We start from the raw sequence: 9,672 nt of genomic DNA, 5'->3' as shown, positions 1-9,672 counted from the left end.
GGCGACAGCAACCGCCAGTAGGCCGGGTCTGCGCCAAACGCGTCGTCGTACAGCGGCATGTGGGGCGCGCGCATGTAGGCGGGCACGTTCATCACCGCACTGTCGAGCACCACCGTGCCCAGCCAGGGCCAGGCGCCCTCGCGCAAGGCCTGCGGGGCGCGGGCGTTGAGCAGCGCCACCAGGTGGGCGCCTGCCGAGTGGCCCATGAGGATGAAGCGGCTGGGGGCAGCGCCCCAGGTGGTGGCGTGCTGCTGCGCGGCCATCAGCGCGGCCTGCACGTCGCGCTCCTGCTGGGCCACGGGGGTGTCTGGCAGGAGCCGGTAGTTCACCGAGATCAGCACAAAACCCCGGGGCACCCAGCGCGCCACCTTTTCTTGCACCACGCGGCCCATGGCCTTGTCGCCGTGGCGCCAGCCGCCGCCGTGCACCATGAAGACCACCGGTGCGCGCACGGCGCTGGCAGTGGATGAGGACGGTGTGGGCAGGTACACATCCATGCGCTGGCGCGGGTCGCTGCCATAGGGCACATCGGCAATGCGCTGCACGCCGCTGGGCAGCGCGGCGGCTTGTGCCTGGGCTTGTTGTAGGGCTTGCCTTTGGGCGGCGATTGCACGCAGGCGTCCGCCGCTCTGGGCGCCATCGGATGCGGGCGCCTGGGCCCAGGCTGGGGCGGCCAGGGCGAGGGTGGCTACGGCAGAGAGGGTGAAGAGGGTGAGCGCGCGATGCACGGTGGACATGGGGAGGACTCCTGCGGCAGTGTTGGGTTTGCCGATGTACTACTGTCGCACTCGCCGGTCGGCAAATGGTTGCAGCACGGCGCCAAGTCATGACAAAAAATGACAAAGGCGCAGGGGGTTGTCACAGGATGTCATCAGCGCGCATCGGAGGGCGCTGGGTGCATGCCCGGGCCCCGTGGGAGCACCGTAACATCGGGCCTGCGGTTGCCTGGCCGACATGACCCCCCGCCCCATGACCCTCACCCTCGCCAAGATCCTGGTCGCCGACGACGAGCCCGACCTGCGCGCGCTGCTGCAGCGCTACCTGGGCGACCAGGGCTACACCGTGCGCACGGTCGATGGTGCGGGCCCGCTCGATGTGCTGCTGCAGCGCGAGCGGTTTGACGTGCTGGTGCTCGACGTGATGATGCCAGGCGAGGATGGCCTGTCCATCTGCCGCCGCCTGCGCGCGCAGGGCGAGACCATTCCCATCCTCATGCTCACTGCCCGGGGCGACCCGGTGGACCGCATCGTCGGTCTGGAGATGGGGGCTGATGACTACCTGCCCAAGCCCTTCAACCCGCGCGAGCTGCTGGCCCGCATCCAGGCCATGGTGCGGCGCCAGCGCATGCTGGGCGCGCACACCGGGCCGCAGGGCGTGCACGAACGCCTGGCGTTTGGCGATTTTGTGCTGTTGCCCGCCGAGCGGCGGCTGGAGCGCCGGGGTGAAGACATGCCCCTCACCACCGGCGAGTTTGCGCTGCTCCTGGCCCTGGCGACCAACCCCCACCGCCCCCTGGGCCGCGACCGGCTTCTGGCCCTGGCCTACGGGCCCGAACACGCTGCCACTGACCGCAGCATCGACGTGCAGGTGATGCGCCTGCGCAAGCTCATCGAAACCGACCCGGCGCAGCCGCGCCACATCCGCACCGTGTGGGGGGTGGGCTATGTGTTTGTGCCCGACGGTGCTGCGCCGGCTGGGGGTGGCACACCATGACGGCCCCCGCTGCACACCCCCGTGGCCGGGGGCTGTGGCCGCGCAGCCTGCTCGGGCGCAACCTGCTGTTGATGGCGGCGCTCATCGTGCTGGGGCAGCTGGTGGCTGCGGTGCTGGTACGGCAGATGATCTTTCAGCCCCGTGTGGCGCAGGTGGCCGATGGTGTGGCACGCAACGTGGCCGCGCTGCGTGCGGGGCTGCAGGCGCTGCCCCCGGCGCAGCGCGCGGCGTTTGTCGAGGCGTTCAACCGGCAGGCCGTGGCGGCCACCCCGCCCGTGGCGCCGCAGAGCGCAGCGCCGCGTGCGCTGCTGTCGCCCATGGAGCGGCAGTTTGTGTTGGCCGTGGCGCGCCGCCTGGATGTGGACGATGCCGCCAACTCCCCCCAGCCCCTGTGGCGCCGCGACAGCACCGGCATGCTGGCCCTGCGTGTGGAACACCCGGGTGCCAATGGCCCCGAGAGCTACTGGCTCAACCTGCCCAGCGTGTTCCCCACGCGCACCTTCACCGGCGCGTGGCTGGTGGCCACGCTGGCCAGCATGCTGCTGGCACTGCTGGGCGCGTGGTGGCTGCAGCGCCACATCCACCGCCCGCTGGCGCAGGTGGTGGGGGCCGCGCGCCAGCTGGCCCAGGGCCAGGCCCCTGCTGCGCTGCCCGAGGCCGGACCGGAGGAAATCGCCACCGTGGCCCGCAGCTTCAACCACATGGCGCAAAGCCTGGCCGCCGCCGACCACGAACGCGCGCTGATGCTGGCGGGCGTGTCGCACGACCTGCGTACCCCGCTGACCAAGCTGCGCCTGGGGGTGGAGATTGCCGGTTCGCAGGTCGATGCACCGCTGGCTGCCAGCATGGCGCGCAGCGTCGACGAGATGGACGGCATCGTGGGTCAGTTCCTCCAGTTTGCACGCAGCGGCGAGGCCGAGGCTCCCACCCGCGCATCGCTGAACGACCTGGCCCGGGCCGTGGCCGAGGCGCAGACCGACCATGGCCGCACGCTGTTGCTGGAACTGGCGGCCCAGCTCCCTCTGCCCGAGGTGCCCGCGCGCCCGCAGGCCCTGCGCCGGGCTCTGGACAACCTTGTGGAAAACGCCTGGCGCCACGGCACGCCGCCCGTGGTGTTGCGCACAGGGGCCGATGCCGACAGCGTGTGGCTGGAGGTTCAGGACCAGGGCCCCGGCATTACCGCCGACGACATCGACCGCATGCGCCAGCCTTTTGCACGCGGCGGCGGCACAGCGCGCTCCGGCCCACCCGGTGCGGGGCTGGGCCTGGCCATCGTGGAGCGCGTGGCACGCAGCCACGGCGGGCGACTGGAGCTGCACAGTGCACCGGGCGCCGGGCTGAGGGCGCGGTTGGTGTTGCCGATTCAATAAAAAATAGCCGCCACCGCCTGATAGCATTGTCTTTTTAGCTATCAAATGGATAGCTAATGAGTGCTGCGTTCTCCCATCTTGCGGTACAGCGTCTGGCGGCTGATGCCCAGCTGGCGCGCCGCCTGCGACATGTTGCCGCGCGCGGCCTGCAGCGCCTGGTCGATGGCGGCGCGGGAGAGTTGCTGCAGGTTCAGCGGGGCCGGGCTGGCAGGGGCTTGGTGTTGCGCCGTTGAGGACGCCGGGGCCTCCATCAGCGCCTGCGCCAGGTCGTCGGGCATGTGTTCCCAGCCCAGGGTGTCCTCGCCCTCGGCCAGCATGGCGCAAGCGGTGCGCAGCACGTTGGCCAGCTGGCGCAGGTTGCCCGGCCAGGCATAGGCAGCCAGGAGGGCGAGCAATTCGGGGGCCAGCTGCACTTCGCCACCCAGGCCTTGTTCGGTGGCCAGGTCGGCCAGCAGGCGCTGCGCCAGCGCCACAAAATCGCTGCGTTCGCGCAGCGCGGGCAGCTGCACCGTGAGGCCGTTGATGCGGTAGTACAGATCCTGCCGAAAACGCCCTTGCTCTGCCGCCCGCTGCAGCTGCTGGTGTGTGGCGCAAATCAGTGCAAAGTCCACCGGTACGGCCTTGCTGGCGCCCACGGGCGTTACGCTGCGTTCCTGCAGCACGCGCAGCAGGCGGGTTTGCAGGGCCAGCGGCATGTCGCCGATTTCGTCGAGGAACAGCGTGCCGCCCTGTGCCTCGCGCAGGCGGCCCAGGTAGCCTTCCTTGCGTGCGCCGGTGAAGGCGCCGGCCACATGGCCGAACAGTTCGGATTCGATCAGATGCTCAGGAATCGCCGCGCAGTTGATGGCCACAAAGGGCGCGTCGCGGCGCGGGCCGCTGGCGTGAAGGGCGCGTGCAAACACCTCCTTGCCCACGCCCGATTCGCCCTGCACCAGCACCGCAATTGGCTTGCCCGCCACGCGGCGGGCCTTGTCGGCCGCGCTGCGCCAGCGTGCATCGCCGGTGTCGAGCTGGGCCAGTGCATCCTGCACAGGCGCCACAGCGCCGTTGGCCCGTGTTGGTGTTACCCAGGTGGCGCCATCCATCTGCACCTGGGCAAACAGCAGGGCGCCTTGTGGGGAACGCACCGCCAGCGGTTGCTGCGGGCGTCGCTTGTGGTGAGAGAGCAGGTCATCGAGCCGCACACTCAGCACATGCTCCAGCAAGGTGGCACCCAGGTCGCCCGCATGCAGGCCCAGCTGGGCCAGTGCCATGCGGTTGGCACCCACGATCCAGCCGTCGCCCGACACCGCCACGATGCCCTCGGCCACGCTGCCAATGCCCTCGGGTGCGCTGTGCAGGTGCAGGCGGATGTTGCGCTTGCAGGTGGCGGCCAGCAGGCGGTTTTCGATCATGCGGGCTGCCGTGCTGACCAGGCCCAGGGCGTGCGCGTGGCCGTTGCGGTAGTCGCCCGAGATGTCGAGGATGCCCAGCAGGTCGCCTGTGGACGAGAGGATGGGCGAGGCCGCGCAGGTAAGAAAGCCGTTGCGCTCCAGGTAATGCTCGCCACCATGCACCTCGACCGCGCAGCCCTCGGCCAGCGCCGTGCCGATGGCATTGGTGCCCCGGTGGGCTTCGTGCCAGGATGCGCCGCTGGTCAGCGCCACGCGCTCGGCCTTGTCCACAAAGTGCGGGTCGCCCAGTGTGTGCATGAGCATGCCGCGCCGGTCTGCCAGCACCACCACACTTTGGCTGTGGCGCACCTGCTCGAACAGGTACTCCATCACCGGGCGTGAATGCGCGAGCAGCTCGGGGTTGCTGGCCAGCACCTGGCGCAGCGTGCCGCTGCTGGGGTGGTCGATGCCCTGCGGCCGTCCGGTAGGCACCAGGCCTGCGGCCATGCTGCGCGACCAGGATCGGGCCAGGCGTTCGTCCACCAGCCCGCTGGGGCACTGGCCAGACTCCAGCAGGTGCTGGCGGGCCTGTCGCAGGGCGACGGGAGAAGTGTTGGGGCGCACGTTGTTGTCTCCGTGCAGGGTCATGGTGCCCTGCTTTGGTGGTTGTGAGGCCCAGTATGGCGGCCTGTGTGGCCCGGGGCAAGGGCGCTGGCGCAAGGTGGGCGCCAACTGTTCCATTTCGTGACAGGTGTCGCGGCCCGGCACAGCCCCGGGTTGTCCACTGCGACAGGTTTGCGCGGTGGTCGTTTAAAAAACCCAATGAAATCAACGCCCCATGCATTGGTACGCGCTGGCATGTGTTTTGAGTAGCGGTGGGTATCGGACGGGCTTTCAGCGTTCGCCCGATGCACACAACCACCGCAGGAGACAAACACCATGACCGTGTACGCAGCCCCCGGCGCCCCAGGCGCCAAGATCACCTACAAGTCCCAGTACGACAACTTCATCGGCGGCAAATTTGTGCCCCCCGTGAAGGGCCAGTACTTTGATGTCATCACGCCCGTGAGTGGCAAGGTCTACACCCGCGCCGCCCGCTCCACCGCCGAAGACATTGAACTGGCACTGGACGCCGCCCACGCCGCCGCCGACGCCTGGGGCAAGACCGACGCCGCCACGCGCGCCAACCTGCTGCTCAAGATCGCCAACCGCATCGAAGAGAACCTGGAGCGTCTGGCCTATGCCGAAACCGTGGACAACGGCAAGGCCATCCGCGAGACGCTGAACGCTGACATCCCGCTCACGGTGGACCACTTCCGCTACTTTGCGGGCTGCCTGCGCGCGCAGGAAGGCGGCATCAGCGAGATCGACGAGAACACCATGGCGTACCACATCCACGAGCCGCTGGGCGTGGTGGGCCAGATCATTCCGTGGAACTTCCCCATCCTGATGGCCGCGTGGAAGCTGGCCCCCGCGCTGGGTGCGGGCAACTGTGTGGTGCTCAAGCCTGCAGAGTCCACCCCCATCTCCATCCTCATCCTGGTGGAGCTGATTGCCGACCTGCTGCCGCCCGGCGTGCTCAACATCGTCAACGGTTTTGGCCGCGAGGCGGGCATGCCGCTGGCGCAGAGCAAGCGCATCGCCAAGATCGCGTTCACCGGCTCCACCAGCACCGGCCGTGTGATTGCGCAGGCCGCCGCCAACAACCTCATCCCCGCCACGCTGGAGCTGGGCGGCAAGAGCCCCAACATCTTCTTTGCCGACGTGATGGACAAGGACGATGCCTTCTTGGACAAGGCCATCGAGGGCCTGGTGCTGTTTGCATTCAACCAGGGCGAGGTCTGCACCTGCCCGAGCCGTGCGCTCATTCAAGAGTCGATCTACGACAAGTTCATGGAGCGCGTGCTCAAGCGCGTGGCCGCCATCACGCACCAGAACCCGCTGGACACCGACAGCATGATGGGCGCGCAAGCCAGCAAGGAGCAGCTCACCAAGATCCTGAGCTACCTGGACCTGGGCAAGCAAGAAGGCGCCGAAGTGCTGGCCGGCGGCGGCCAGGCCCACCTGGGCGGCGACCTGGAGGGCGGCTACTACGTGCAGCCCACCCTCTTCAAGGGCCACAACAAGATGCGGATCTTCCAGGAAGAAATCTTCGGCCCCGTGCTGGCGGTGACCACCTTCAAGGACGAAGCCGAGGCGCTGGCTATTGCCAATGACACGCCCTACGGCCTGGGCGCTGGCGTATGGAGCCGCAACGGCAACGTGGCCTACCGCATGGGCCGCGCCATCAAGGCCGGACGGGTGTGGACCAATTGCTACCACGCCTACCCAGCGCACGCTGCGTTTGGCGGCTACAAGGAGTCGGGCATCGGGCGCGAGACCCACAAGATGATGCTGGACCACTACCAGCAGACCAAGAACCTGCTGGTCAGCTACAGCGAGAACAAGCTCGGCTTCTTTTGATGGGCATCAAGAGTTGAGGCGGCCTGGGTGCTTGGCGGCACCCGGGCAGGCGTACGATTTTCGGCGAAGCGGCCTGTTGCAGGCATTGCAGAGCAGGCCGTGGGTTCGATCCATTCAGGAGATTCACGATGACCAGTACGTTTTTCATGCCCAGTGTGAACATCATGGGCGCAGGCTGCCTGCAAGAGGCCATGGCGGCGCTGAAGGGCCACGGCTTTCGCAAGGCCTTGATCGTCACCGACGGCGTGCTGAGCGAGCTGGGCGTGGCGGCGCGCATCCAGGCCCAGTTGGCCGGGCAGCAGATAGCCTCGGTGGTGTTTGACGGCACGCAGCCCAACCCTACGGTGGGCAATGTGCGTGCCGGGCTGGCGCGGCTCAAGGCTGAGCAGTGCGACTTCGTGATCTCTTTGGGTGGAGGCTCACCGCATGACTGCGCCAAAGGCATTGCCCTGTGCGCCACCAATGGCGGCGAAATAGCCGACTACGAAGGCGTGGACCGCTCTGCCAAGCCGCAGCTGCCCCTGGTCGCTATCAACACCACGGCAGGCACGGCCAGCGAGATGACGCGTTTTTGCATCATCACCGACGAGACGCGCCACATCAAGATGGCCATCGTGGACCGCAACGTCACGCCCATCCTGTCCGTCAACGACCCCGAGCTGATGCTGGCCAAGCCCAAGGGCCTGACAGCAGCCACCGGCATGGATGCGCTGACCCACGCTGTGGAGGCCTATGTGTCCACCGCCGCCACTCCCATCACCGATGCCTGCGCGCTGAAGGCGGTGGAGCTGATTGCCCGCCACCTGCGCACGGCGGTGAATCATGGCGACGACCTGAACGCCCGCGAGCAGATGGCGTACGCACAGTTCCTGGCAGGCATGGCGTTCAACAACGCATCGCTAGGCTATGTGCATGCCATGGCACACCAGCTGGGCGGCTTCTACGACCTGCCCCACGGTGTGTGCAACGCACTGCTGCTGCCACATGTGGAGGCGTTCAACGTGCCCACGTCCGCCGCGCGCCTGCGCGATGTGGCGCACGCCATGGGTGTGAACGTGGCGGGGCTGGACGCTGAAGCTGGGGCACAGGCCTGCCTGGTCGCCATCCGACAGTTGGCGCTGGACATTGGCATCCCCAAGTGCCTGAGCGACCTGGGCGTGAAGGAGTCCGACATTCCGCTGCTGGCCACCAATGCCCTCAAGGATGCCTGTGGCCTGACCAACCCGCGCCGTGCTACGCAGGCCGACATTGAAGGCATCTTCCGCGGGGCCATGACGGCCTGACGCCATGCTGGCCATACAAGCCGCTGAGGTCACCCTGGGCACCACGCCCTTGCCACCACCACGGGTGGTGGCCACCCCTGCCGCGCTGGAGCTGGTGGCCTTGCTGCAAGCCAAGCACGGCCCCGATCTGATGTTCCATCAATCAGGCGGCTGCTGCGACAACAGCGCCGCCAATTGCTACTTGCCCGGCGAGATCACCATGGGTGCGGGCGATGTGTACCTGGGCGACATCGGCGGTTGTCGCTTCTACATCGGCAAAGCCCAGTACGAGACCTGGAAGCACACCCAGCTCATCATCGATGTGATTGAGGGAACGGGCGGCACCTTCTCGCTGGAGGGGCCGGAGGGCAAGGCCTTTCACACCCGCTCGCGCGTGTTCACGGCGGCCGAGCTGGATGCGCTGGGCACTACGCCACCAGCGGGTTGGAAATTTGATTAAAAAAGGCCACTGCCGCGCATTTAGAAAAGCTTTGTTGCTATATAAATAATAGCAATTTGCCGTGTTGAAACAAGGGCACCCCACGTACCTGTTATCAGCGCGGTATTTTGTGAAAAGCCTGTTCTACAGTACCTGGCGGCGCGCAAAGCGCACCACCGTGACGCCCGCGCGCGCCTGCCGCACCGAGGGCATGACCAGCACGCAGCCGTCGTACGGCGTGGCCACAGGCACGCCGTCGTTGTCGCCAATTACTGTGCCGGCCTTGTCAAACATCTCCAGCCCTGTGTAGGGCGCCACAAAGCGGAAGGCGCTGCTGGTGGCGACCACGGGGCCGGTCACCTCCAGCGCCCATTGCTGGGGTGCGTCGGGCTGGCGCCAGCCGGGCAGCTGCTGCGCGAGGGTGCCAGCATCCAGCACACCGGACTGTTCCAGGAAACGCACACACTGGTCCTGCGCCACCGCGTGGCTGGCGGGATCGCCGTGAAAGCCGCATTCGACGAGCAGCGAGCGGGTGTCGCCGCCCTGGCCCTCTCCATGGCCGTCCTGCAGGCCAAAGCGGCCATAGTCGCGCATGCGCACGCCGTCCTTGTGGCCCGCGTCCACCACGATGTACTCGGGCGAGCGCATGGCGCGCGCCAGTTGCCGGTTGCGCGGCTGGATGCCGGTGAGCAGCAGCGGCGCCGAGGGCTCGTGCATCGAGTGGATGTCGAGCAGCCAGTCTGCTTGCTTGACCCACGGGCGCAGCGCGGCGGCGCGGCGGCGCTCGTTGGTGTCGGCTGCATCGATGCGCTCGTCCAGCCACTGGCGGTTGAGGTCTTCGTCGGTGAAGCGCGAGGCATCGTGGTTGCTTGGATCAAAGCGGTCGAACGCGTCGAGGTTGCAAAACGCGAGCGTGAGCGTGCCCTGCTGCGGACGCACACCGGCTTCGAGCAGGCCCTTGAGCGCCCAGGCGCCGCACAGCTCATTGCCGTGCACCAGTGCGCTGATCATCAGGTGGCGCCCGGGCTGGCCCGAGTCAAAGTGCCATACAC

At 67.6% G+C, this 9,672-nt stretch carries 8 protein-coding genes; 5 read left to right on the top strand and 3 right to left on the bottom strand.

Translation table 11 applies throughout. The features are described from left to right. Window positions 1-737: alpha/beta hydrolase (locus DBR12_RS08740; protein WP_233244364.1), on the bottom strand; the 737-nt coding region annotated here is incomplete at its 3' end. Between the two features lie 232 nt (window positions 738-969). Between DBR12_RS08740 and ompR the strand changes: the two genes are divergently transcribed. Beyond that, window positions 970-1,713: a two-component system response regulator OmpR gene (ompR, locus tag DBR12_RS08735; protein WP_108616899.1), complete on the top strand. Its 744-nt coding sequence runs from the start codon at window positions 970-972 to the stop codon at window positions 1,711-1,713. Continuing rightward, window positions 1,710-3,083, top strand: coding sequence for an ATP-binding protein (locus DBR12_RS08730; protein ID WP_108616895.1), 1,374 nt, complete (start codon window positions 1,710-1,712; stop codon window positions 3,081-3,083). Before ompR ends, DBR12_RS08730 begins: the two co-directional genes overlap by 4 nt. A gap of 53 nt (window positions 3,084-3,136) precedes the next feature. Here DBR12_RS08730 and DBR12_RS08725 read toward each other — a convergent pair whose 3' ends face one another. After that, window positions 3,137-5,104 carry a sigma-54-dependent Fis family transcriptional regulator gene (locus DBR12_RS08725; protein WP_233244363.1) on the bottom strand — a complete coding sequence of 656 codons (1,968 nt, stop codon included), beginning with the start codon at window positions 5,102-5,104 and terminating at the stop codon, window positions 3,137-3,139. 291 nt (window positions 5,105-5,395) lie between these two features. Here DBR12_RS08725 and DBR12_RS08720 point away from each other — a divergent pair, with 291 nt between their 5' ends. The 3 genes from DBR12_RS08720 to DBR12_RS08710 all read left to right on the top strand — a co-directional run bounded on the left by DBR12_RS08720 (window position 5,396) and on the right by DBR12_RS08710 (window position 8,641). Beyond that, window positions 5,396-6,919 carry an aldehyde dehydrogenase family protein gene (locus tag DBR12_RS08720; RefSeq protein ID WP_108616894.1) on the top strand — a complete coding sequence of 508 codons (1,524 nt, stop codon included), beginning with the start codon at window positions 5,396-5,398 and terminating at the stop codon, window positions 6,917-6,919. A 128-nt stretch (window positions 6,920-7,047) separates the two neighbouring features. Beyond that, window positions 7,048-8,202 (top strand): L-threonine dehydrogenase, encoded by a 1,155-nt coding sequence (gene yiaY, locus DBR12_RS08715; protein WP_108616893.1) that lies wholly within the window; start codon window positions 7,048-7,050, stop codon window positions 8,200-8,202. A gap of 4 nt (window positions 8,203-8,206) precedes the next feature. Further along, the gene (locus DBR12_RS08710) at window positions 8,207-8,641 is read left to right on the top strand and encodes a DUF779 domain-containing protein (protein WP_108616892.1); all 435 of its coding nucleotides are present in this window, start codon (window positions 8,207-8,209) and stop codon (window positions 8,639-8,641) included. Window positions 8,642-8,764: 123 nt separating this feature from the next. Here the strand turns inward: DBR12_RS08710 and DBR12_RS08705 are convergent. Continuing rightward, the coding region (locus tag DBR12_RS08705) for a succinylglutamate desuccinylase/aspartoacylase family protein (protein ID WP_108616891.1) at window positions 8,765-9,672 on the bottom strand (908 nt) is incomplete at its 5' end.

Origin of the sequence: Acidovorax sp. HMWF029 (assembly GCF_003060895.1) — a bacterium.
Lineage (GTDB): Bacteria > Pseudomonadota > Gammaproteobacteria > Burkholderiales > Burkholderiaceae_C > Acidovorax.
Note: the sequence above shows the minus strand (reverse complement) of the source record. Positions and strands in the feature narration are given on the sequence as shown.